Raw genomic sequence first — 25,219 nt, 5'->3', positions numbered from 1 at the left:
CGCGGTCAGGACTTCCCGAACTCCTGGTCGAAGAAGTCGAGTAGTTCATCGGCGGAGGCATCCCGGATATCGCTGTTCGTGTCGCGTTTATCCGTTGCCGAGCCGCCGTCGCGATACCTGCTCAAGGCCCGCTCAAGGCGTTTCGTGATGGTCGTTCGTTCACGGCTTTCCGTTTCCAGCGTCAAAAGAGCGTTTTCCAGCTTGGTGATGGTCGCCAGCGCCGTGGCGACGGCATCGGGTTCGTCATCGACGAGGCCGGCGAGAATGTGGTTCGCCAGTGCCGCGGAGGTCGGGTAGTCGAAGACCAAGGTGGCCGGCAACCGCAGCCCGGTCTCCGCATGCAGGCCGTTGCGCAGCTCCACCGCGGTCAGTGAGTCGAAGCCCAGCTCACTGAAGCTCTGATCCGCGTTGACCATGCCGGCACCGGAGTGCCCCAGCACCATGGCGGTGTGCGTACGCACCAAGTCCAGGACCACACCGGCGCGTTCGGCGGCCGGCACCCCCGCCAGCCGTTCGCGCAGGGACTTCGCCACGGCGGGCCCGGCGCTCACCGTACGGCGCGCGGGAGTGCGGACGATGCCGCGCAGGATCGCGGGCACCTCCCCGGCTGCCGCGACCTTCTTGGCGTCCAGCGCCACGGGAATCACCACCGGGGTTCCGGCGGCGCCCACCACGTCGAACAGTGCCACGCCCTCCTCCGAGGACATCGGCGGCAGCCCCTCCCGGCTCATCCGCCGCAGATCGGTCTCGGTGAGCTTCCTGGTGAGGCCGCTGCGCTCCGACCAGAGCCCCCAGGCCAGTGACAACGCCGGGAGGCCGTGGGCGTGCCGGTGCTCGGCCAGCGCGTCGAGGAAGGTGCTCGCCGCCGCGTAGTTGGCCTGGCCGGGCGCGCCGAGCACCCCGGAGGCCGAGGAGAACAGCACGAACGCCGACAGGTTCAGGTCCTGGGTCAGCTCGTGCAGATTCCAGGCCGCGTCGACCTTGGGCCGCAGCACGGTCTCGGTCCGCTCCGGGGTCAGCGCGCCGATCAGTCCGTCGTCCAGCACCCCGGCGGTGTGCACCACCCCGGTCAGCGGCGCCTCCGCCGGTATCCCGGCGAGCAGTTCACCCAGCGCGTTCCGGTCGGCCGCGTCACAGGCGACCACCTCCACGTGGGCACCCAGCTCGGTCAGCTCGTCCCGGAGCCGTGGGGCCCCGTCGGCGGCCAGGCCCCGGCGGCCGGCCAGAATCAGCCGCTTCGCACCGTGCTCGGCGACCAGGTGCCGCGCGACCAGACCGGCCAGCATGCCGGTGCCACCGGTGATCAGCACCGTTCCTTGACCGGCCCATACGGGCTTCCGGTCCGGATCCACCGGCCCGGAACGGGCCAGCCGGGCCGCGGAGGCGACCCCGCCGCGCACCGCCAGTTGCGGTTCCGCCTCGGCCAGCAGGGCGGGCAGGGCCCGCAGCGACGACTCCTCGCCATCGAGGTCGGCGAGCACGATCCGGCCCGGGTTCTCGGACTGGGCCGACCGCACCAGGCCCCAGACGGGAGCCAGCGCGAGATCCGGGCTCTGCTCACCGTTCACGGCGACCGCACCCCGGGTGAGGACCACCAGTTTCGCGTCGGCGAACCGGCTCTCGGCCAGCCAGGTCTGCACCGTACCCAGCACCTGGTACACGGCCGAGCGCACGGCATCCGGCACAGCGCCGGGGCCGGCCGCGGGCACCGGCAGCAGCACATAATCCGGCACCGGCCCCTGCGTGCCGAGCACCGCCAGATCCGCCGCGGTACCCGCCTCGATACCGGCGGCCCGCAGGACACCCGCGAACGCGTCGGCCTCGGGCCCGACCACGGCCAGGGACCTCCCGTTGCCTCGGCCGGAGAAGTCGGGCAGTTCCGTCCAGTCGAGCCGGAAGACCGAGTCCTGGCCGCTGCCGGCGGCCCGCATCTGGTCGGCCGAGACCTCACGCATGACCAGCGACTCGACGGTCGCCACGGGGGCACCGTCGGCATCGCTCACCACGACCCGCACACCGTTCTCGCCGGCCTTGCTCAGCCTGGCGCGCAGCGCGGTGGCGCCCACCGCATGCAGCTGGACCCCGGTCCAGGCGAACGGCAGCCCCGGCCCCTCGTCGCCGTGGGCCTCGCCAAGGCCCACCGTGTGCAGAACCGCGTCGAGGAGTGCCGGGTGCAGACCGAACCGGCCCGCCTCTCCGACGGCTTCCTCGGGCAGGGCGACCTCGGCGAACACCTCGTCACCGCGTCGCCAGGCCGCGCGCAGCCCCTGGAACACCGGGCCGTACTCGTAGCCCGCATCGGCGAGTTCCCCGTAGAACCCGTCCACCGAAACGGCTTCCGCACCGGCAGGCGGCCAGGCCTCCTCGCCGAGCACGGCCGGAGCTCCGCTTCCGACGGCGAGCACACCGGTCGCGTGCCGGGTCCACGGCTGTTCGGCCGCTGCGTTCTCGTCGCGGGAGAACACCGCGAGGTTCCGGCGCCCGTTCTCGTCGGACTCACCGACGGTGACCCTCAGCTGCACCCCTCCGGTCGGCGCGAGGATCAGCGGTGTCTCCAGCGTGAGTTCCTCCAGCAGGTCACAACCCACCTGGTCCCCGGCCCGGATGGCCATCTCGACCAGCCCGGTACCCGGCACCAACACCGTGTCCAGCACGGTGTGATCGGCCAGCCAACGGTGCGTGGCCAGCGACAGCCGCCCGGTGAACAAGAAGCCGTCGGAGTCCGGCAACGCCACCGCGGCACCGAGCAGCGGATGATCCGCCGCGCCCAGCCCCACCGAGGACACGTCCCCGGCACCGGACGAGGTCTCCAGCCAGTAGCGCTGCCGCTGGAAGGCGTAGGTCGGAAGCTGGACCCGCTGCCCGGACGGGAGCAGGGAAATCCATTCCAGCGGGACGCCATACGCCCAGAGCTGGCCGAGCGACTGCGCGAAACGGGACCAGCCGCCCTCGTCGCGGCGGAGAGATCCCGTCACCACGACGGGGCTGCCCGCCTCCTGCGCGGTGTCCTCGATTCCCGGCGTCAGGACGGGGTGCGCACTGCATTCGACGAAAACGCCGTGCCCGTCCGCCAGCAGCGCCTGGATGGCTTCCTCGAACCGCACCGTGTTACGCAGATTCTCGAACCAGTACCCGGCGCCCAGCTCCTCACCGGAGACGACCGAGGCATTCACCGCGGAGTAGAACGGAACCCGACCCTGGCCAGGGCGCACCTCGGCCAGGACCGTCGCGAGCTCCTCGCGCAGCTCCTCGACCTGCGCACCGTGCGAGGCGTAATCCACCGGAACCTGCCGAGCCCGCACCTCCTGCTCAGCGCACTCCGCCAGCAGTTCCTGCAAGGCCTCCGGTTCGCCTGAAACCACCGTCGATGTCGGGCCGTTGATAGCAGCCACGGACAGCCGCTCGCCCCACTTGGCGATGCGGTCCTGCACCGCCTCACGCGAACCGGCGACGGAGACCATGCCACCACGCCCGGCAAGAACCCTGCCGATGGCCTGACTGCGCAACGCCACCACCCGGGCACCATCATGCAGCGACAAAATCCCCGCCACACAGGCCGCGGCAATCTCCCCCTGCGAATGCCCCACCACAGCAGCAGGCACCACGCCACAGTCCTCCCAGACCGCAGCCAGCGACACCATCACCGCCCACAACACAGGCTGAACCACATCAACCCGCGCCAGCATGTCCTCGTCGGACAGAACCTCATCCAACTTCCAGGACACAAACTCCGACAGCGCCTCACCACACTCAGCCATCCGACCCGCGAACACCGGGGAATTGGCGAGCAGTTCATCCGCCATCCCCAGCCACTGCGAACCCTGGCCAGGGAACACCAGCACCGCACCGGAAGCCGCCGTAGCCGCCACACTGCCGCGCACCACACCCGGCCCCTCCAGGCCGCCGGCGAGACCACGCAAACCACTCAGCAACTGATCCTTCTCAGCACCGACCACCACAGCCCGGTGCTCCAACTCCGCCCGCGTGCTCAGCAGAGAGAACCCGACATCAGCCAGACCCAGCTCCGGACGGTCTTCCACAAAGGACGCCAACCGCTCCGCCTGAGCCGCCAACGCCTCCTCCGAACGCGCCGACAGCACCCACGGAACCACACCGGCCCGCGCCGCCGCCTCAACCGCCTCAGCCGGTTCGCCCTGAACCGGCTCCACAGCCACCGGGTCGGAGGCAGGCGCCTGCTCCAGCACCACATGCGCGTTCGTCCCGCTGATCCCGAAGGACGAGACACCCGCCCGCCAGGGTTCGCCGGTCTTCGGCCACTGCCGGAGATCGGTCAGCAGCTCGACGCTGCCGGCGGACCAGTCCACGTGCGGGGTGGGCGCATCGACATGCAGGGTCTTCGGCAACAGCCCGTGCCGCATGGCCAGCACCATCTTCATCACGCCGGCCATACCGGCGGCGGCCTGGGTGTGCCCGATGTTGGACTTGATCGAGCCCAGCCACAGGGGCCGGTCGGCCGTCCGGTCCCGGCCGTAGGTCGCTATCAACGCCTGGGCCTCGATGGGGTCGCCCAGCCGCGTACCGGTGCCGTGGGCCTCGACCGCGTCGACCTGATCGGCGGTCACCCCCGCGTTGGCCAGGGCCTGTTCGATGACGCGCTGCTGCGAGGGGCCGTTGGGGGCGGTCAGACCGTTGGACGCGCCGTCCTGGTTCACCGCCGAACCCCGGACGACCGCAAGGACCGTGTGGCCGTTGCGCCGGGCGTCCGAAAGGCGCTCGACCAGGACCATGCCGACGCCCTCGCCCCAGCCGGTGCCGTCCGCCGCGGCGGCGAAGGCCTTGCAGCGGCCGTCCGCGGACAGGCCGCGCTGCCGGGAGAAGTCGACGAAGGTGTCCGGGGTGGACATCACGGAGACGCCGCCGGCCAGGGCCAGGGTGCACTCCCCGGTGCGCAGCGCCTGGATGGCCCAGTGCAGGGCGACCAGGGAGGAGGAGCAGGCCGTGTCCACGGTCACCGCGGGGCCTTCGAGGCCGAAGGTGTAGGAGACCCGGCCGGACAGGACGCTGCCCGCGCTGCCGGTCCCGACATAGCCTTCGAGGTCCTCGGGGATCTGGCCGCTCGGCGGGGCGTAGTCGTGGTAGCTCACTCCGGCGAACACACCGGTTTTGCTGCCGCGCAAGGTGGTCGGGTCGATGCCCGCGTTCTCGAAGGCCTCCCAGACGGTCTCCAGCAGGATCCGCTGCTGGGGATCGGTGGCCAGCGCTTCACGGGGGTTGATCTCGAAGAAGCTCGCGTCGAAGTCGGCGACGTCGTGGAGGAATCCGCCTTCGCGGGTGTAAGTCTTTCCGCTGCGGCCGGGGTCCGGATCGTAGATGCCTTCGACGTCCCAGCCGCGGTTCTCCGGGAAGTCGCCGATGGCGTCGCCGCCGGAGACCAGCAGGTTCCACAGGTCGTCGGGGGAGGTCACCTGGCCGGGGAACCGGCAGGCCATCCCGACGATGACGATGGGATCGTCGTCGTCGGCCGCCGGCGCGGTGGACCGCACGGCGACGGGTGCGGCCGCTTCGCCGAGCAGCTGCTCCCGCAGGTGCCGGACCAGGGCGACGGGGGTGGGGTAGTCGAAGACCAGGGTCGCGGACAGGCTCAGGCCGGTCACCGTGTCCAGGCGGTTGCGCAGTTCCACCGCGGTCAGTGAATCGAAGCCGAGGTCCCGGAACGCGCGGGAGGTCTCCACCGCGCCGCCGCCGGCGTAGCCGAGGACCAGGGCGATCTGCGCGGTGACCACGTCGAGCAGGGCCCGGTCCTGGTCGGCCTGTGGCAGCCCGGCCAGCTTCTCCCGCAGGGAGTCGCCGGTCCCGGCACCGGCCGTCGCCGCGGTGCGCCGGCGGAACGGCACCAGGCCGTGCAGCATCGGCGGGAAGTCACCGGTGACGGCCAGGACGTTGATGTCCAGGCGCACCGGTACGACCAGGGGCGCGCCGGAGCGGACGGCGCCGTCGAACATCCGCATGCCCTCGTCCGGGGTCTGCGCCACGATGCCCTTGCGGGCCATGCGCCGCAGGTCGTTCTCGCCGAGTCCGCCGGCCATACCGCCGCCGTCCTGCGCCCACAGGCCCCAGGCCAGCGAGACACACGGCAGACCGAGGCCGTGGCGGTGTTCGGCCAGCGCGTCGAGGAAGGCGTTGGCCGCCACGTAGTTCGCCTGTCCGGGTGCGTCGAAGACGCTGCACGCGGCGGAGAACAGGATGAACGCGGACAGATCGAGGTCGCGGGTCAGCTCGTGCAGGTTCCAGGCCGCGTCCACCTTGGGCCGCAGCACCTTGTCCATGCGCTCCGGGTTCAGCGAGGCGAGGACGCCGTCGTCCAGTACACCCGCGGTGTGGACGACCCCGGTCAGCGGGGTGTCCGCCGGGACGGTGGCCAGCAGGGCGGCCAGCGCTTCCCGGTCCGCGGCGTCGCATGCGGCGATGGTCACCTGCGCGCCGAGTGCGGTCAGCTCGTCGCGGAGTTCCGCTGCGCCTTCGGCGGCCATACCGCGGCGGCTGGTCAGCAGCAGGTGCCGGACGCCGAGGTCGGCCACGAGGTGGCGGGCGGTGATCGCGCCGAGGCTGCCGGTGCCGCCGGTGACCAGTACGGTGCCGTCCGCGGTCCACACCGGGTCGGGTTCCCGTTCGGGCGCGGGCAGTTGGGCGAGGCGGGGCGCCGAGAGGCGACCGCCGCGGATCGCCAGCTCCGGTTCCCCTGCGCCGGCCGCCGCGGGCAGCGCGTCCAGGGACCGGGTGTCGTCGTCGATGTCGACCAGGACGAGCCGGTCGGGATGCTCCGACTGTGTGGAGTGCACCAGGCCCCAGACCGGTGCCGTCACCAGGTCGACCGGTTCCTCCGCGACCGAGACCGCGCCACGGGTGAGCACCATCAGCCGGGTGCCGGCGAACCGCTCCTCGGCCAGCCACCACTGCAGTCGGGCCAGGAGCTGATGAGAGGTTTCCCGTACGGCGTCGGGCACGGTGCCGGGTGTGGCCCCGGTTACCGGCAGCACCACGGTGTCCGGTACCGGGGCGTCGGTGTCCTCCGGGTCGAGCACGGAGGCGCCCAGCGCGGCGGCGAGGGCGGGGTCGTCACCGAGGACCGCCCAGGTGCCGCCAGTCCGTTCGGCGGCCGGGACCGGTGTCCAGTCCAGCCGGTACAGCGAGTCCGGGGTGTGCGAGCCGGTGGTGAGCTCGTCGGCCGTCACGGCGCGGCGGGCGACCCGGTCCACGGAGGCGACCACGGCGTTGTCCGCGTCGGCCGCCAGTACGGAGAAGCCGTCCGCACCGGCCGGGGAGATCTTGACGCGCAAGGTCGTGGCGCCCTCGGCGTGCAGCCGGAAGCCGGACCACGAGGAGGGCAGCCGTGGGCCGTCGGTGCCGGACTCGGCCCGGCTCAGGGTCTGGACGACGGCTTCCAGCAGGGCGGGGTGCAGCCCGTAGCCGTCCGCCTGGGCGGCCGGTTCGTCGGGGAGGGCGACCTCGGCGTAGAGGTCCTCGCCGCGTCGCCAGGCCGCGCGTACGCCTTGGAAGACCGGCCCGTAGCCGAAGCCGGTCGCCGCCAGCTCGTCGTAGAGCCCGTCCACGGTGAGGGGTTCGGCGGCGGCCGGGGGCCAGGAGGTCTCCGGGAAGGCCGGTACGGGGGCGGGGCCGGCGGCGAGCACACCGGTGGCGTGCCGGGTCCAGGGCCGGGTGTCGTCGGCGTCCTCGGCCTGGGAGAACACGGACAGTTCCCGTCGGCCGTTTTCGTCCGGCGCGTCCACGGTGATCTGGATCCGCACCCCGCCCCGTGCGGGCAGGACCAGCGGATCGAGCGGCGTCAGTTCCTCGATGAGCTCGCAGCCGGCCTGGTCACCGGCTTGGACGGCCAGCTCGACGAGGGCGGAGCCCGGCACCACCACGGTGCCCAGGACGACATGGTCGGCAAGCCAGGGGTGGGTGGCCAGGGACAGCCGGCCGGTCAGCAGGAATCCGTCGGAGCCGGGCAGCGGCAGCACCGCGCCGAGCAGCGGATGGTTTCCCGCACCGAGTCCGGCGGAGGTCACGTCCGCGCCTCCGGCGGCGCCCTCCAGCCAGTAGCGCTGCCGCTGGAAGGCGTAGGTCGGCAGGTCCACCCGCCGGCCCCCGGGCAGCAGGGCGGCCCGGTCCACGCGGACGCCCCGGGTCCACAGTCCGGTCAGCGCCTTCAGCAGTGCCTCGGGGTCGGCGAGCGGTGCCCGCAGGCTGGGCTGGAAGGTGACGGTGTCGTCATCGGGCAGGCAGTCGCGTCCCATGGCGGAGAGCACTCCGCCGGGGCCGAGTTCGAGGAAGGTGGTGACGCCGTCGGCGTGGGCGGCCTGGATGCCGTCGTGGAAGCGGACGGCTTCCCGGACGTGGCGTACCCAGTACTCCGGGTCGCGGAGTTCGGCGGGCTCGGCGAGCCGGCCGGTCACATTCGACACGACGGGCAACCGGGCGTCGGAGTAGGTGAGTTGGGACACGACCGTGCGGAACTCGGCCAGCATCGGCTCCATGAGCGGCGAGTGGAAGGCATGGCTCACCCGCAGCCCCTTCACCTTCCGGCCACGGGACTCCAGCGCCGCGACCACCTGTTCCACGGGCTCGGCGGCACCGGAGAGCACCACCGATGCCGGTCCGTTCACCGCCGCGATCCCGACCTGCTCCCGGCCCTCCAGCAGCGCGCGCACCTCGTCCTCGGACGCCGCCACCGACACCATCACTCCGCCACCGGGCAGGGCCTGCATCAGCCGCCCACGGGCCGCGACCAGCTGCGCCGCGTCCGCGAGCGACCAGACACCGGCGAGATGGGCCGCCGTGACCTCGCCGATGGAGTGGCCCAGCAGGACGTCCGGAACCACGCCGTAGGACTCGACGAGCCGGAAGAGCGCGACCTCCAGCGCGAACAACGCCGCCTGCGCATACTGCGTCTGGTGGAGGAGCTCCTGCTCGCCACCGCCGGACGCGGCCCAGACCACCTCGGTCAGCGGCCGCGGCAGCAGACCGTCGAACTCCGCGCACACCTCGTCCCAGGCCCGTGCGAACACCGGGTAGGCCTCGTAGAGTTCGCGGCCCATGCCCGGCCGCTGCGCACCCTGGCCGGTGAACAGCATTGCGAGCCGGCCCTCGCTCACGGCACGCGACTGCTCGGTGTCCTCGGCCAGTGCCCGTATACCGGCGAGCAGTTCTTCGCGGTCGGTACCGGTCACCGCCGCGCGGTAGTCCAGCCCCGCCCGCGTGGTCACCAGCGAGAAGCCGATGTCGACCGGGTCCAGTTCCGGCCGGGACGCCACGTGGGACGCCAGGCGCCCGGCCTGTGCGGCCAGTGCCTCCCGGGACCGTGCGGACAGCATCCACGGCACGATCCCGGGCGCGGACGGGGCGGCGGCAGGTGCGTCGTCCGGGGCCGGCGGCTCGGCGTCGTCCGGACCCGGAACCGGCGCCTGCTCCAGTACGACGTGCGCGTTGGTGCCGCTGATCCCGAAGGAGGACACGCCCGCCCGGCGGGGGCGGCCGGAGTCCGGCCACTCGCGTGCCCGGGTGAGCAGCTCCACCGCGCCGGCCGACCAGTCCACCTGCGGCGAGGGCTCATCCACGTGCAGGGTCTTCGGCAGCGTCCCGTGCCGCATGGCCAGGACCATCTTCATCACACCGGCCACGCCCGCGGCGGCCTGGGTGTGCCCGATGTTCGACTTGATCGAGCCCAGCCAGAGCGGCTGGTCCTGCTGCCGGTCCTGCCCGTACGTGGCCAGCAGCGCCTGCGCCTCGATCGGGTCACCCAGCCGCGTGCCGGTGCCGTGCGCCTCCACCGCGTCCACGTCACCCGTGGACAGCCGGGCGTTGGCCAGCGCCTGCCGGATCACCCGCTGCTGCGCCGGACCGTTCGGCGCGGTCAGACCGCTGCTCGCACCGTCCTGGTTGACCGCGGAGCCCCGCACCACGGCGAGGATCGGATGCCCGTTGCGCTGGGCGTCCGACAGCCGCTCCACCAGCAGCACTCCGGCGCCCTCGCCCCAGCCGGTGCCGTCCGCGGCCGCCGCGAAGGACTTGCAGCGGCCGTCGGCCGCGAGACCGCGCTGCCGCGAGAAGTCGATGAAGGTCTCGGGGGTGAACATGACGGTCACACCACCGGCCAGCGCCATGCTGCATTCGCCGGCCCGCAGGGCCTGAATCGCCCAGTGCAGCGCCACCAGGGAGGAGGAACAGGCGGTGTCCACCGTCACGGCCTGTCCTTCCAGGCCGAAGAGGTACGCCACGCGGCCCGAGACCACGCTGGAGTCGGCCCCGTTGCCCTGGAACGCCGCGACGTCCTCGGCGACGCCGGAGACGCCCGCACCGTAGTCGTGGTACATCACGCCGGTGAACACGCCGGTCTTGCTGCCCCGCAGCGAGGCCGGGTCGATCCCGGCACGTTCGATGGCCTCCCAGGACACCTCCAGCAGCAGCCGCTGCTGTGGGTCCATCGCCACCGCCTCATGCGGGGAGATGCCGAAGAACCCCGGGTCGAACTCCGCCGCCTGGTGGAGGAATCCGCCCTCCCGGGTGTACGAGGTGCCGGTGTGCTCGGGGTCCGGGTGGTACAGCGAGTCCAGGTCCCAGCCACGGTCGTCGGGGAACTCCGAAACACCGTCGGTCCCGGCGGACACCGCTTCCCACAGTTCCTCCGGCGAGGACACTCCACCGGGATAGCGGCACGCCATTCCTACGATGGCGATCGGCTCCGACTCTTTCCGCTCGGTTTCGGTCAGCCGGGCACGGGTATCCCGAAGCTCGGCCGTTGTCCGCTTGAGGTACTCGAGCAGCTTTCCCTCGTTGTTCGCCACCGTATTCCACTCCACTGAATCGGTCGGAGGACCTTTACGTCGATGACACCGAAAGACACCGAACGCCACGACACCTGTACGGCGGCGCACTCGGCAGCGGCATCCCCTGCCGCGCCGGCCGCCGTATCAATCGCCCTGATGAGAGCGCGCAATTAGTCCGCGCAGTCGGCTTCCCAAGAATTCCAAGCCCGACAGATCCCCCTTCGACTCACTGCGGGCCACGCTACGGAATCGCCGACAGGTACTCCAACCCCTAGCCTCCCCTAAGGGATATCGCGCAACCCTGGGATACGGGTGGGGCGGTGAGGGGTGATCAGGGGGTACTGCGGGCGCTCCCGGTGACGGTCGCGGTGAATTACCCGGTGCACGGGTGTGAAGCAGGACAGTTCCGCGCGGGGATACGGGGATACGGGTCGTGGGGAAGGCCGGGTGGCGAAATCACCGGCCGCGGCCTCGCACGCCGCAGGCCCGCCGACAGCCCCACGGCCGCCCCGTCCGTCCGTGGCGGCCCGGTTGTTCCCCCTGCTCACGGCAGCCATTCATACCTGGGCAGCCCGCCGGCACCCGGGCCCGCGAAACGATCGGGGCGCGCGAAATCCCACTTCTCTTGCGGCTGCCAGGTTAGAGCGGCGATCCCGCGCCGGCTACCCCTATCCGGTACCGGCGAACCCCCTAATTTGCGCCATGCGGCGCCCGGCCCGATTGCTCCGCACATCGGTGACAGGCGAGGAGCGGACCGGATACCCTGAACCCCTCTACGGCCGTCATCCGGAACGGTGTTGACGACCACAGCACAAGACATGGGGAGGAATCCTATGCCCAGGGTGGCCGCCCGTGTCCGTGTCCTCGCGTTAGCACTGGTACTGCTGACCGCGGGATGCACGGACAAGGGGAATTCCAATAAGTCGTCCGATCTCAAGAACAAGGCTTCCGCCTGTGTGAAGGCACTCCGGATCGTCGATCTGGTGCCGGACCCGAAGAAGGCCGAAGACTACGAGAAAAAGGGCAAGGAATTACGCGACCTGGCGAAGGACGTGCGTGACCGTGAGGTCTCGAAGGCCATGCGCCAGGTGGCCCATCAATATGGCATGGCACGCGTCGAGGCCGCACGCGACTTCGGCCGGGTGGCGGTGTGGGTCAAGGCGACCGTCACCAACATCAAAACATTGAAAAAGGTGTGTGCCTGACCATGGGTCGGACTGAAGCGCAGGGGTGGGACTCCCCCACCGCGCCGGCCGTCGGGCGAGCCTCCGGTGCGGAGCCGCGGACCGCCGTACTCTTCCCCGGCATGGGCCGGTTCGATTTCGCGAGCGCCGGCCGGTTCCTGGTGCTCGACCGGTATGCACGCGACCGGCTCGCGACCGCCGACGAGGTGCTCGGCTTCTCCGTACTGGAGCGCTTCCACGACGCCGGCGCCGACTACTCCGAGTACGCCCAGCTGGCCTTTCTGATCGCCTCGCTCGCCGCCGCTGACCGGGCCGAGGACCGCTTCGGTATGCGGCCGGACGTCTGCGCCGGGGCCAGCTTCGGCCAGAAGGCGGCGGCCGCGTACGCCGGTTCGCTCGATTTCTCCGATGCCGTACGGATGACGGCGGAGCTGGCGCGCTGCGAGAAGGAGTACTTCTCCACCGAGCACTCGGACGTGGTGACGCACTCCGTTTACCGCGTCCCGGACGAAGAGTTCCATGCCCTGCTGGACGACATGCGGGCCCGGGGTGAGTGGTTCGACATTTCCGGGGTGCTGGAGCGCGGGTTCTACATGGTGTCCCTGCGCGAATCCCGGCTGGAGGATTTCATCCGGGCCGTGCGGGACCTCGGCGGATACTCCATGTACACCATGCGCCCGCCGGTGCATGCCGGCGCGTTCGGTGCCCTGCGCCGCAAGGCGGAGGCGGAGGTCATCGCCAAGTACCGGATCAGGGCGCCCCGGCTCCCCGTGATCTCGGACGCCGACGGAACGGTGGTGGACTCCGCCGAGGCGATGCGGACGATGCTGCTGGACACCTTCGACCGGGCGATCCGCTGGCCGGACATGGTGACCTCGATGACCGGACTCGGCGTGGAATCCCTCTATGTCACCGGCGCCGATGACATGTTCCACCGGCTGAACTGCACGGTCCGCAATTTCGACGTCATCACGGTCAACCCGAAGAACGCCCTCCGTCCGGGACCACCGAAACTCCGGGCCCGGGCCGCCTGAAACGCGGGCGGCGAACCGGTGCGAGGACGGCAGACGGAGGCGAGCCGCCGGCCACTCCCAGGCATTCGGGCCGGCTGCGAGGCAGGAGAGGAATCCGGCGCCAAGGACGCCGTCGGCAACACCTTTACCATCGCCGACGGCTGCCGTCCCGGCGCCGGACTCGTCATGCCTCCTCGCTCGCCTTCAGCGCTTCAGGGTCAGCTCGGCTGGTCTCCGGTGTAGCGGTAGATCGCCCCGTCGGAGTTCACATGCCAGACGGTGCCGTCAGCGGCCACGCCGATGTCCACCGCCTTACCCGGGATACCGACCCACGGGTTGGAGTCGTGCCCTGTGTACCGATACATCTGACCCAGCGAGTTCACCCCCCACACATGCGTCCTCGACCCCACCGAGATACGCGTCAGACCACCGGACACACCCACCCAGTCCGTAGAACCCTGATCCCCGGTGTAGCGGTAAATCGCCCCGTCGGAGTTCACATGCCAGACGGTGCCGTCGGCAGCCACACCGATGTCCACCGCCTTACCCGGGATACCGACCCACGGGTTGGAGTCGTGCCCTGTGTACCGATACATCTGACCCAGCGAGTTCACCCCCCACACATGCGTCCTCGACCCCACCGAGATACGCGTCAGACCACCGGACACACCCACCCAGTCCGTAGAACCCTGATCCCCGGTGTAGCGATAGATCCCCCCGCCAGAGTTCACATGCCAGACGGTGCCGTCGGCAGCCACACCGATGTCCACCGCCTTACCCGGGATACCGACCCACGGGTTGGAGTCATGCCCCGTGTACCGATACATCTGACCCAGCGAATTCACCCCCCACACATGCGTCCTCGACCCCACCGAGATCGTCGTGAGACCGCCAGAGACCTGCTTCCAGTCCGCCATGTCCGTGTCCCCTCTGCCGCGAACGTTGCAAGGAGAAATCTGGCGCCCGGAAGGTCCACCCAAACGACCAGATATGCGGATTGACTGCTGAGATCATCCAAAAATCGCTGTTTGTTTGCCTTCACCCCCAGTGCGTCCGGGAAGCGGCCCTCCCGCCACGCCATCAGGAGGCCGGAAACCCCGTAACCCACAAGGCTCAGAACGACGGCCGGGGGAGGCAACACGCCTGTCGGGCACGGGACTTCGGCGTGCTGGGGCCCGGGGGCTCGCGGCTACTCGGCTTCCACGTCGAGACCGGCTTCTCAGTCCAGGTTCGCGCTGTTCAAGTAGGCGAGGACCGCGAGCACCCGGCGGTTGGTGTCATTGGAGTTGGTGAGGTTCAGCTTGGTGAAGACGCTGGCGATGTGCTTGCTCACCGCGCCTTCGCTGATGTAGAGGCGGTGCGAGACCGCGGCATTGGAACAGCCCTCGGCCATCAGCTCCAGGACCTCCCGCTCCCGGGCGGTCAGGGTGCCCAGCGGCTCCTGATGGGCATTGCTCTCCACCAGCTTGGAGATGACCTCCGGGTCCATCGCGGTACCGCCCTCGGCGACCCGGCGCAGCGCGTCCACGAACTGCGTGGCGTTGAACACCCGGTCCTTCAGCAGATATCCGATGGCACCGGAACCGTCGGCCAGCAGTTCCCGCGCATAGAGCTGCTCGACGTGCTGGGAGAGCACCAGGACGGGCAGGCCGGGGATCCGCCGGCGAGCCTCGTGCGCCGCCTGCAGCCCCTCATCGGTGAACGTGGGCGGTAGCCGGACATCCACGATCGCGACATCGGGCCGGTGTTCCTCCACCGCCGTGAGCAGCTCCGGGCCGGTCTCGACTGCGGAGACGACCTCGAAGCCGTGCGCGGTGAGCAGATGGGTCAGACCTTCGCGCAGCAGGTAGAGGTCCTCTACGAGGACAACACGCACGGAATCTCCAGAGTGACTGTGGTGGGACCGCCAAGTGGACTGTGCACGGCGAGACTTCCGTCGAATGTAGCGAGCCGCCGCTGGACGCCGCGCAGCCCGCTGCCCTTCGCGGGATCGGCGCCACCGGCCCCGTTGTCGGTGATCGCGATCCGCAGATGCTGCGCCGTGTGGCGCACGTCGATGCGCACACGGTCCGCGTCGGCGTGTTTGGAAACATTGGTGAGCAGTTCGGACACCGCGAAATAGGCGGCGGACTCGACGGGGCGCTCGGGGCGGCCGGGCAGGTCGATCCGCAGACCGACCGAGAGCGGCGAGTCCAGGGCCAGTCCGCGGATGGCGTCCGCGATACCGCGTTCGGCGAGCACCGGTGGATTGATGCCACGGATCAGATGGCGTAACTCGATGAGGGCTTTCGCGGAGGCTTCCCTGGCGGTCCCGACCATCATCTTGGCGGACGCCGGGTCCCGTTCGATGAGCGCCTCGATGGCGCCGAGCTTCATCCCCATGGCCACCCACTGCGCCTGCGCTCCGTCGTGCAGGTCCCGTTCGATCCGGCGCAGCTCGGAGGAGAGGGTCTCCCGGGCCTCCGTCCGGGTTTCGGTGAGCTGGTCCACCCGGCGGCCGAGCAGGGCCGACTTGGTCGGCCCGAGGAGGAGCCAGCTCCACAGACCGTGCAGCCGCAGCAGCGGGATGGCGAGCAGGCTCCCGATAAGGGTGCCGATCACGCCGATCAGCGGGGCGGTGGCGATCGGGTAGTCGCCGATGACCGGGATGACATGGATGATCAGGGGCCAGCGGTCGAACGTGTGGAAGTCGACGAAGGGCTGAAGCAGCGATGCCCAGGCCCACGACCAGATCAGGCCGAAGAAGCAGTACCCGGTGACCACTACGGGAAGCGCGGCGAGCAGCACCCCGACGACGGGGTCGAGCAGGAGCCACAGCAGGTCCCGCCAGGTGGCCAGATCCCGTGCGTTCTGCCGGTACCGCAGGGACCGCAGCGCCATCTCCGGGGTGCGGTGGAGCGTGCGGCCGATCTGGTAGGTGCCGTCGGGCCGGGGCGGTGGCAGGGCCGGTTCGGGCAGATAGGGCCGGTCGATCCGGATGCCGGTCCACTCCTGGATCTGATGCCGGCGCCAGGAGGTGAGCTGCCGGCCGGCGACCAGCACGGTCGGCCAGGCCCACAGCAGGATCGGCACCATGGCCAGCAGATGCATGAGTGCGGCGGCCAGTTCGGCGACCGCGAGTCCGGCGGTGAGGGCCAGCCGCCAGGTGGCGAGCCCACCGCGGCCGATCCAGATCAGCGCACGGCGTATCCCCGAGTCGGTTGCGGCCGCGAGCAGTTGGCAGGTCCAGCGGCCGTGCAGATGGAGCAGGACCGGCCCGAAGCCGAAGCCCGCCAGTGCCGTCGCCACGGTGATCGGGACGGTGATCCCGGGATGTCCCGGCCAGGACCAGGGGAACGTGGTTCCCACCACGACCAGCGTGAGCGGCAGCAGCGCCGTGACGCTGCCGACGAAGGGGTTGATCAGCATCCACAGGATGTCCCGGGAGGTGGCCGGGTCCTTGACCAGCCAGTCCCAACGCCGTTCGTAGGAGAGCTTCTTCGGGGTCAGGTAGAGCCGGTTCTTGTAGCGGTACCAGCCGTCGTGTTCGGGTTCGGGGGGCGGCGGCGGGGGCTGGTACGGCACCGGGATGTCCACCCCGCACCACCGGCTCGCGAGGGTGCGGTACACATTGAGCGGATCGCGGTACCACTGGGCGAGCGCCTGGATGCCGAAGAGCGTGCCGAGGCCGACGGCGGCCAGCATCGGGCCGGCGGTGAGTCCCAGCCCGAACAGCGCAAGGCCGCGCAGGGGCGCCCACAGGTGCCGTCCGAACATCGAATCTCCCCGTACTTTCCGATGCCCCCGGCGGGAGCGATCGCCAGATGCCACGATACCGACCGGGGGTAGGGGGTTCTCGGTTTTCTTTGGCCGACACCCATGGCCTCAATAGGGAGGCGCTGGCCGGGAATCGATCCTCAATTCCCGGTGCCTGAGGGGAGTGTGCGGTGCGGCGCATATCAGTGACGCGTCCCGTAGCGGATCGGCACCTTCCACACGGCCGCCCCGCTCACCGCCGCTCTCCGCCAGCGGCCCCCGCACATGGCTGGAAAAAGAGCATTGCCCCCTACAAGGATGGCCGGTGAAGCCGTCACCGGCACCACGCCCGCGGGCTCTTCCCCCTCCTGGGTAAGGAATGAGATATCCGTCAACCGGGGTAGAGCTAGCTCCACCCGTCGTGTGGCCGTAGCTTGATTCACGGAATGTGCCGCCACGGCATATTTTCTGCATACGACGATTCACGATGGACAAAGGTCCATACCGACTCCCCTCCCTCATCGCCAGGAGGTAATTCGATGCGGTCGTCGCGCGGCGCATCCGTCACACCGCCCCGGGTCTACGGCGTCGGCGTCTGCGCCGGTCGCCTCGTCGTACATGACCCCTTGACCGGTATGACCCACTACCGGAACCAGCTGATCACGGTGGGACGCACCATGCTGCGGGCGAGCGAGGTCGCGACGCACCCCGTGGCCGACCCGATCGCACTGGCCGGTTCGGGGGCCCTCGGGGTCCGCTGGTCCCCGGTGGTCCAGCGCGATCCGTCGCCCACGTGTGTGCCCGCGGATTCCGTTCACCGCCGCGCGGCGCGCGCGCTGGCCTGCGCCGGGCTGCTGACCGTGGACCTGCACGAGGTGGAGCCGCTGCCCACTCCCGATCTCACCGACATCGCCGGCCATCTCACCGACGATGGCTGCACGGTCAGCCTCACCACCGAACACTGTCCGGCCGAGCGCCACGCGGAAGCGCTCGCCGACTGCGTCGACGCACTGCGCATCTGCGTGGACAGCGCGGTCACCGGACGGCATCACTTAGGACCCGACGAGCGGGAGCGACGTCTGAGATCCCTTGTCTCCGGTACGCGTGCCACGGTCGCCGCCGGGCTGCCCACCCAGCTGTACACCCGCGTCATCCCGCCCCCGCCGGGGAACGAGGCGACCCGGTGGCTGGTCGAGCTTGCCGACGCCGTCGGCGCGCACGGGGTGACCTTCGCCCGGCCCCACGGGGACGGCACGCTGACGATGCCGAGTCTGACCGCCTGGGGCGCCGACACACCGCCCTGCGGAACGCTCAAGCCGCTGGACGTTCCGCTGGACACGGTGTGTCTGCGCTCGGACGGCTGAGGAATCCGTCCACCGCGACCGCAAAGGCTTGGGACGCCAACTCCGGTGCTACCACCGGCAATTGGCACTCACGGGCCCTGCGCTCAGGCGATATCCGCGATGTCCGCCGGAAGTCCGACCGGCAGATCCGCCCGGCGCTTGATGTTCAGCTTCCGGTACACCCTGGTCAGATGCTGTTCCACGGTGCTCACGGTGATGTGCAGCTTCCGGCCGATCTCCCGGTTCGTCCGCCCCAGCGCGGCGAGCGCGGCGACCCGGCGTTCGGCCTCGCTCAGCACGGCCATGCCCTCGGCGTCCTCCCATTGGCTCGGGGTGGCCTCACTGTTCAGCGGCTCCCTGGTCGCGACGAGTTGGTCGTACAGCTGCTCGGCATGGCAGCTCTTGGCCAGTTGCAGCGCCCGGCGCCGGATCAGCTGGGCCCGGTCCAGTTTGCCGAGGATCTGCCAGACCTGACCGAGTTCGACGAACGCCCGCGCCAGTTCGTACCGGTCCCCGCCGGCCTGCAGCAGATCGACCACCTCGCCGAGCAGGGGCAGCCGTTGCTTGAGATCGCTGACCGAGGCGAGAATTCCGAGCGAGACACCCCGCATCCGGGTGGAGTCCGGCCCGATCATGCGTAGTTGGTCCTTGATGAGTTCCCTGGCCCGGTCGGTCTGGCCGACCCGGACGAGGGCCTGGGCCAGGTCCCCGCGCCAGGGCAGGGTCATCGGATGGTCGAGCTTCCACTTGACCACGAGATCGCCCACGGCCTCGAAATCCTCCAGCGCGGCGTGCGGGCGGTCCGTCGCGAGATGGAAATGCCCACGAGCCGTGCGGTACTGCAGCCCGTATCGGGTGTCCATCATGGCCTGCGGGATCATCTGGTTGAGGAGTTCCGCGGCCTTGTCGAAGTGGCCCCGCATCGTCGCGGCGTGCACCGCGTGGGACAGCGGCGAACCGATCGCCACGCCCCAGCTCCGCGCGGAGAGGGCGGTCAGGGCGCTGCAGGCGTCCCGTTCGGCATCGGCGAGATCACCGAGCCGGAGGCTGACCGCGGCCCTGGTGTCCAGCAGCACGCCACGCCAGGCGGCGGCGTGCTGCCCCTCGGCCTTCTGGAGCAGTTCGTTGCACCAGTACATCGCCCGCTCGAACCGCTCGGCGGCCAGGAGTTCATGCAGTGCGGAGATCACGGATGCCAGCGGCGTTTCCCTGACCCGGGCCCGCTGCAGCACCTGCTCGGCCCCCTCGACCGCCGACGAGTTTCCCGTGCCACGAGGAAGAACGGCTGTCTGCGGTCTGCGCGCCGGGCCCGGGGAACCCGGGGGTTCGGACATCGCGGCGTGCCGTTCGACCTGGGCGAAGATCTGCGGATGCCAGCGGGAGAGCCACTGGCGGGTCAGTTTCCGTTCGGCCTGGTCCCGGGAGCCGTCGCCCTCGGGCGGGGCGCCCAGGCTTTCCAGCGCGCGCACCGCTTCCTTGGGCCGGCCGTGCCATGCCAGCGAACGGACCAGCCGCATCACCTCACGGCCGCTGAGCAGCTCCTTCTCCAGCGCCGTCTGCAAGGGTCCGTGGTGTCTGGTCGCGGCCGCCGGGCTGCTCGTCCACTGCACCCAGGCGAGCCGGGCGGTGAGCATGGCGCGCTTGTGCTCGTCGCCGCAGGAGCGACTGGCGAACTCCAGGTACTGCACCGCCTCCGCCACCTTTCCGAGCGCCAGTGCCTGCTCCGCGTGCGGCAGGGCCTGATCGGCGGCGGCATGCAACACCCGGGCGGCCCAGGGCTCGTCGGCCTCACCGGCGGCCAGGAGGTAGCCCACCACGTCCGAGGGCGCCACTCCGTCGTGGTGCAGCAGCTCGGCCGCGCGGCGGTTCAGTGCGGAACGCTCCTCGGGCGTCAGCTCGTCCAGTACCGCTGCCCGGGTGCCCTCGTAACGGAACTGGGCGTCGATGGTCAGTCCCGCCAGCTCCAGGGCCTCCAACGCGCCGCCCACCACCGACGGCCGGACGTCCAGGAATCTGGCCAGCAGCGCGGGGGCGGCGAACTCGCCGAGCACCGCGATCGCCCGTGCGGTCCGCAGCAGTTGGGGGCCGCCGCGGTGCAGGCACGCCATCACGGCCCTGGTGAAGGCCTGCCCGGTGACCGGTCCGTCCGCCGCTCCGGCGGACGCTTCCGGGCCCGGCGCCAGACTGTCGTCGATCAGCGCGCGCGTCAGTAGGGGGTTGCCGCCGGTCAGTGCGTAACTGCCGGGTGCCTGCCGGAGGGCGGCCGAGGAGTCCAGCCGCTGGGCGAGAAGCTGCCCGACCCCTTCCGGGGACAACGGGTACAGCGTGAACTGCCGGGAGTACGGCTGTCTCAGCGCCTCGGCGACCAGCTCGGACGGTGGTTCGGTCCCCTGACTGAGCAGCAGCATCACCCGCGCCGTCCCGATCCGGTGCTGGAGGTAGGTCAGCACTTGCAGTGAGGCGCTGTCGGCGAACTGATGATCGTCCACGGTGATCACCAGCGGCCCCTTCCTGCTCAGTTCGAGCAGGCCGACGCACAGGTCGTGCGCATCCCTGGTCCCGGACCGCGCAGCGGACGACAGCTCACCTCCCACCTGCGGCGCGTCCAGGCCGGTCAGGCGCGAAAGCATCGCGGAGGCTTCCGGCGGGGTGGTCGCCCCACTGAAGAACTGCTCGATCACACCGAAGCGGAGCGATTGCTCGCTGGGCGCGCCCGAGGCCCGCAACAGCGTGGCACCGGAGGCCACCGCATGTTCCTCGAACGCTCTGAGCAGGGCAGTTTTACCGCTGGCGATTCCCCCTCGTATCACGGCTACCTTGCCGCGCCCCTTGGCACTGTCACTCAATGCTGTGCGCAGCTCCGCAACAACCGCGTCACGTTCCACTAACCCCATGCAGCTCTTCCTCCCCGAAAGAAGAACCTCAGGCACACCTCTTCTACCCGAGGTAATGCACATTCCCCACAATATTTACTTGGACGACTGCAGCGCCGGACGACGTGAATACCATGACCGTCACCGGAAAGCGCATCGTCGCCAACATTTCCCCGCCGCACATACAGTCCGGCCGCCGAGTGCAATTCGGCGAACATCAATCAACCGCAGTTGTAAAATTTGACTCAGGAGTCAATATTGCATTTCAGAAGCAACAAAAGGCAAGACAATAACATCGCGTATGGAGATACAGTTCCACACCGCCTCAGGTTTGCCGCAGAGCCAGAAATTCAGGCCCAAAGCGCCTGGGGAAACAGATATCCGCGAGAAAGTCCGGCCCCCGAGCGGCCGAGAACGCACACTTGAAGCCCGGACAAGGGAAGATCAAGAGACGTTAAAGGCCACGTTTTCATGCCGCAAAGGCACTACCGCCAATAATATGAACGATCACACCCCTAGGGTTCAAGCAGAGCAGGTGTGACGGCAGTCACACCAGGGCCTCTAAGTGTACGCCAACCACCGACGTTACATTCTCGCGAATTATGGATTCCGGACCCGGCCCGACCGGCGCGGAATTAAAGATTCCGGGGGCGGGCGCATCATCACGGAATTCATGATTCCGCAGTTTTCATTGGCGCTACCTGCACAAATGCGAGCCGGCCACACCATCCGCAGCGCCCCGTTCGACCACCGGAACAACCGCTTCCACCGATCGCCGACCACGCAACGCCGCCAGATGTTCACATGACGCACCGACCGCGCTTCTCAGCCTTCGACGTCTTCCGCAAGGCCTCCTGAGTAAGGGTCACGTAAAAGTGCGCCGGAGCAACCAATAGGGGATCGCACACCGCCACGGGAGCCCATGGGCCGAAACTCCCGCAACGTCCCGGCGATGAGCGGCAGGACGATGACCCCGGTGACCGGCGGGTACTTCTCGCCGCCGGTCGCACCGTGACCACCACATCGATCCGCGCAATCAGCGGCGAGGGGTGGGAAGTTGGCATGTCCGGCCTTGACTCGGGCTTGACTCGTGTGCACGTATCGCTACCCAGAGTGAGTGCGTGAGCTGACTTTCGAGTAACCCATCGCGAACCGCGTCGCTGTGCGGAGAAGGCGCGCCGCGCCACGGCCTCCGTTGCCGTCACCTCTCCGCGGGAGGCCGCCGCCGGCCACCTCTCCCGGAAATGCCAAGTCATGGCTCCGCGCGACCTGTCACGGGCGCCGGGCAGGAAGGCGAACCCGACGGAATTCCGGCAGGCGGAATAGCTCCGGGAAAGCAAGATCGAGCGTGACGGCCTCAGCGAGGGCACCGTCGGATGTCGCGGTCACGGTGGTCAGTCCGTGGCGAACACAGCCGTGCGAACACCACCGTGCGAACCCCGCCGCGTGGACCCCCATCCCCTCCGCGCCGACGGCCTTGGCCGGGTGGCGCCGGCACCCGCCACACGGCTCGGCACAACGCCCCTGGTGGACCTGGCCCGTGACGGAATTCCGGCCGGGGACGGCACGAGGCCGGAGCGGCAAGAGAAGGGACCTTAGGGGTGCGGATAAGGGTTCCCTCCCCGCGCCGCCGCTTCCAGACTCGCCGTAGGTGAGGCACGTGCCCTGCCCTGTCGGCTGGGCGGCTCCCGCTCGATTTCCGTAGTGATGCCGCATGTGAGGTCTGCCCACGAGGAAGGAAGCGTGCGACCAGTGAACGCAAAGATCTTTGCCCCTGACTCGGTGCGGACCCTGTCCGAATTCGAGCACGACGCACTCCGTATCGCGCAGGTGCTCGGTGAGCGGGGCGTCGGCCCCGGGGACCGGGTCATGCTCAAGGCGGGCAACTCGGCCGCCTGGGTGGCGACGCTCCTCGGGCTGATGCACATCGGCGCGTCGATCGTGCTGATCGACCAGCAGGAGCATGCGGAGCAGACCCGGAAGATCATCCTGCGCACCGGTACGAAACTCGTCCTCAGCGACGAGGACTCACCGCTCGACAGCAGCCAGGAAGCCGTGCACCTCTACGAGTTGCTGGTGTCCGCCGCCGGCCGGCAGATCGCGGACGAGCCGCTGACCGCCGACGCCTGGTGCGAGCTCCCCGACGGCCTGATCATGTGGACGTCCGGTTCGACCGGCACGCCCAAGGGTGTGGTCAAGTCGGGTCGCAAGTTCCTCAAGAACCTCGAACGGAACGCGGCGCAGGTCGGGCACCGGGAGGACGATGTCCTGCTGCCGCTGCTGCCTTTCGCCCACCAATACGGCCTCTCCATGGTGCTGATCGCCTGGCTGAAGCGGTGTTCGCTGGTGATCGCCCCGTACAAGAGGCTGGACCGGGCACTGCTGATGGCGGAGGAGTCGGGGGCCACGGTCATCGACGCCCCGCCGTCCAGCTACCGCAGCATGCTCAACCTCGTCTCGCGGAAGCCGAGTCTGCGTCCCGGGCTGGAGCGGGCGCGGATGTTCTGCGTCGGCGCGGCGCCGCTGGACGATCCGCTGGTCGGCCAGTACGCGGCGGAATTCGGCCGGCCGCTGCTGGACAGCTACGGCAGCACGGAGCTGGGCAATATCGCGTTCGCGACACCGGACAACCCGGTGGCGTGCGGGCAGGCGATGGACGGTATCCAGGTGCGCGTCGTCGACGATGCGGGCCGGGCGGTCCCCGCGGGCGAGCCCGGCGAGGTGGAGGTGAACACCCCCGACGCGCTGGAGGGCTATCTCGCCGAGGACGGCACCCTGCAGCCCTCGCCACAGGGCTGGCAGCGCACCGGCGACCTCGGCCGCCTCGACGCGGACGGCAATCTCTTCGTCCTCGGCCGCAAGTACGCGGTGCACCGCATGGGTTACACCCTCTATCCCGAGCTGATCGAACGCAGCGTGGCGGCCCAGGGCTGCTCGGCCAGGATCGTCGCCCTGCCCGACGAGCGGCGTGGCGCTCAGCTCGTCTTCTTCGTCGAGGACGACCAGGGCCAGGAGGACGCGTACTGGCGCGAGCGGCTCTGTGGCATGCTGGCGGCCTACGAGCACCCCGACCGAGTCGTCGTGCTCGATCACTTCCCGCTCAACCGCAACGGCAAGCCGGACAAACGGCAGTTGGAGCACCTCGCCCGGGCCCACGGCCGGTGAGCTCACCGCCGGCGGCTTCGGCACTGCCGGCGGGTGTCATCCCCGGAGGACGTACGCAGTGAAGATCGCCTGCCTTCAGACCGCCTGTGGCACGACGGATGTCGAGCAGACCCTCGACAGGCTGCGGGACGCCGCGGGGAAGGCGGCCGCCGAGGGCGCCGAGCTGCTGATCGCTCCGGAGATGACGGTCGGCGGCTACCCCCTGCAGTACGCGGCCCTCGCGCAGTCGGCCGGCCCCGCGGAAGGCCCGCAGTGCACCGCGGTCTCCGAGATCGCACGGGAGGCCGGGATCGCAGTGGCGCACGGCTGGCCCGAGCGGGACGGTACGCACCTCTACAACGCGGTGCGGCTCGTCGGCCGCGACGGGCGGCCGCTGGCCGTCTACCGGAAGGCGCATCTCTACGGCCGGGCCGAGCAGGAGCTGTTCACCCCCGGCGGGAGCGGCGTGGTGCAGGCGTCCCTGGGCGGCCTGACCGTGGGCATGCTGATCTGTTACGACGTCGAGTTCCCCGAGGCCGTGCGGGCCCACGCGCTCGCGGGCACGGATCTGCTGCTGGTGCCGACGGGCTTGATGAGCCCATGGGACTTCGTCGCCCAAACGATCGTGCCCGCCCGCGCCTTCGAGAGTCAGCTCTACATCGCCTACGCCAACTGGAGCGGCGAACACGGTGGCCTGCGCTTCTGCGGCCGGACCACGATCGCCGCCCCGGACGGCACGGTGGAGTGCCTCGACCCCGCCGCGTCCGGTGGCGACCAGCTCCTCTTCGGCGAGGCCGACCCCGCCACGCTGGCCTCGGCGCGCCGGACCACGCCCTACCTCAGGGACCGCCGCCCGGAGCTGTACGGGAGCTGATCCCGGCGGTCCCGCCAAGGGCCCGCCACAAACCAGGTGATCCTCAGCGGGACCCCGTGATAGGAAGTACCGAGATCGTCGTTCCCGACGATTCCCGGGAGCGGCCCGCCCTCACGCACGGCGTGACCGTACGGCTCATGGCTACGGCCCGCTCCCCCATCGGCCACGGCTTCGTCCCGTCGCTGGAGATTCCCTTTGTGCCCGGTCAGGTACCGGTTGTGCCCGGTCAGGTACCGGCGCTCAGTGCTGCGCACCCATAGGTAGCT

Annotated in this window: 10 protein-coding genes; 5 read left to right on the top strand and 5 right to left on the bottom strand. The window is 69.9% G+C overall.

The features are described 5' to 3' along the window. Positions 1 to 5: 5 nt before the first annotated feature. Positions 6 to 10,874 carry an SDR family NAD(P)-dependent oxidoreductase gene (locus tag STRNI_RS35840; RefSeq protein ID WP_420911230.1) on the bottom strand — a complete coding sequence of 3,623 codons (10,869 nt, stop codon included), beginning with the start codon at positions 10,872 to 10,874 and terminating at the stop codon, positions 6 to 8. Positions 10,875 to 11,620: 746 nt separating this feature from the next. On the opposite strand from STRNI_RS35840, the gene STRNI_RS35835 reads away from it, so the two are divergent. Then, on the top strand, positions 11,621 to 11,992 hold the full coding sequence (locus STRNI_RS35835; protein WP_277412710.1) for a hypothetical protein: 372 nt from the start codon (positions 11,621 to 11,623) through the stop codon (positions 11,990 to 11,992). 2 nt (positions 11,993 to 11,994) lie between these two features. Next, entirely contained in the window at positions 11,995 to 13,005 is a 1,011-nt protein-coding gene (locus STRNI_RS35830) for an ACP S-malonyltransferase (RefSeq protein WP_277412709.1), read from the top strand. A gap of 197 nt (positions 13,006 to 13,202) precedes the next feature. Here the strand turns inward: STRNI_RS35830 and STRNI_RS35820 are convergent, their stop codons facing one another. The 3 genes from STRNI_RS35820 to STRNI_RS35810 form a co-directional block, all read right to left on the bottom strand. Continuing rightward, entirely contained in the window at positions 13,203 to 13,901 is a 699-nt protein-coding gene (locus STRNI_RS35820) for a tectonin domain-containing protein (RefSeq protein ID WP_159490777.1), read from the bottom strand. A gap of 302 nt (positions 13,902 to 14,203) precedes the next feature. After that, positions 14,204 to 14,860 carry a response regulator transcription factor gene (locus STRNI_RS35815; RefSeq protein WP_018093232.1) on the bottom strand — a complete coding sequence of 219 codons (657 nt, stop codon included), beginning with the start codon at positions 14,858 to 14,860 and terminating at the stop codon, positions 14,204 to 14,206. Next, complete coding sequence (locus STRNI_RS35810) at positions 14,842 to 16,740, bottom strand: sensor histidine kinase (protein WP_159490775.1); 1,899 nt, start codon at positions 16,738 to 16,740, stop codon at positions 14,842 to 14,844. The genes STRNI_RS35815 and STRNI_RS35810 overlap by 19 nt, the downstream gene beginning before the upstream one ends. A gap of 518 nt (positions 16,741 to 17,258) precedes the next feature. Here STRNI_RS35810 and STRNI_RS35805 point away from each other — a divergent pair. Then, complete coding sequence (locus tag STRNI_RS35805) at positions 17,259 to 18,083, top strand: hypothetical protein (RefSeq protein WP_277412708.1); 825 nt, start codon at positions 17,259 to 17,261, stop codon at positions 18,081 to 18,083. Positions 18,084 to 18,166: 83 nt separating this feature from the next. Here STRNI_RS35805 and STRNI_RS35800 read toward each other — a convergent pair whose 3' ends face one another. Then, positions 18,167 to 20,956, bottom strand: a complete 2,790-nt coding sequence (locus STRNI_RS35800; RefSeq protein ID WP_277412707.1) for an AAA family ATPase — start codon at positions 20,954 to 20,956, stop codon at positions 18,167 to 18,169. 1,731 nt (positions 20,957 to 22,687) lie between these two features. Here STRNI_RS35800 and STRNI_RS35795 point away from each other — a divergent pair. Together STRNI_RS35795 and STRNI_RS35790 are read left to right on the top strand one after the other, a co-directional pair. Beyond that, the gene (locus tag STRNI_RS35795; protein ID WP_277412706.1) at positions 22,688 to 24,100 is read left to right on the top strand and encodes a class I adenylate-forming enzyme family protein; all 1,413 of its coding nucleotides are present in this window, start codon (positions 22,688 to 22,690) and stop codon (positions 24,098 to 24,100) included. 58 nt (positions 24,101 to 24,158) lie between these two features. After that, positions 24,159 to 24,953 (top strand): carbon-nitrogen hydrolase family protein, encoded by a 795-nt coding sequence (locus STRNI_RS35790; protein ID WP_277412705.1) that lies wholly within the window; start codon positions 24,159 to 24,161, stop codon positions 24,951 to 24,953. Positions 24,954 to 25,219 lie beyond the last annotated feature (266 nt).

Origin of the sequence: Streptomyces nigrescens (assembly GCF_027626975.1) — a bacterium.
Taxonomy (GTDB): domain Bacteria; phylum Actinomycetota; class Actinomycetes; order Streptomycetales; family Streptomycetaceae; genus Streptomyces; species Streptomyces nigrescens.
This window is presented reverse-complemented; position numbering and strand designations above follow the sequence as displayed.

Bases quoted from the DNA above. Each gene is read 5' to 3' on its own strand.
- STRNI_RS35835 (WP_277412710.1), top strand. From the start codon at position 11,621: ATGCCCAGGGTGGCCGCCCGTGTCCGTGTCCTCGCGTTAGCACTGGTA.
- STRNI_RS35830 (WP_277412709.1), top strand. From the start codon at position 11,995: ATGGGTCGGACTGAAGCGCAGGGGTGGGACTCCCCCACCGCGCCGGCC.
- STRNI_RS35820 (WP_159490777.1), bottom strand. From the start codon at position 13,901: ATGGCGGACTGGAAGCAGGTCTCTGGCGGTCTCACGACGATCTCGGTG.
- STRNI_RS35810 (WP_159490775.1), bottom strand. From the start codon at position 16,740: ATGTTCGGACGGCACCTGTGGGCGCCCCTGCGCGGCCTTGCGCTGTTC.
- STRNI_RS35805 (WP_277412708.1), top strand. From the start codon at position 17,259: ATGCGGTCGTCGCGCGGCGCATCCGTCACACCGCCCCGGGTCTACGGC.
- STRNI_RS35800 (WP_277412707.1), bottom strand. From the start codon at position 20,956: ATGGGGTTAGTGGAACGTGACGCGGTTGTTGCGGAGCTGCGCACAGCA.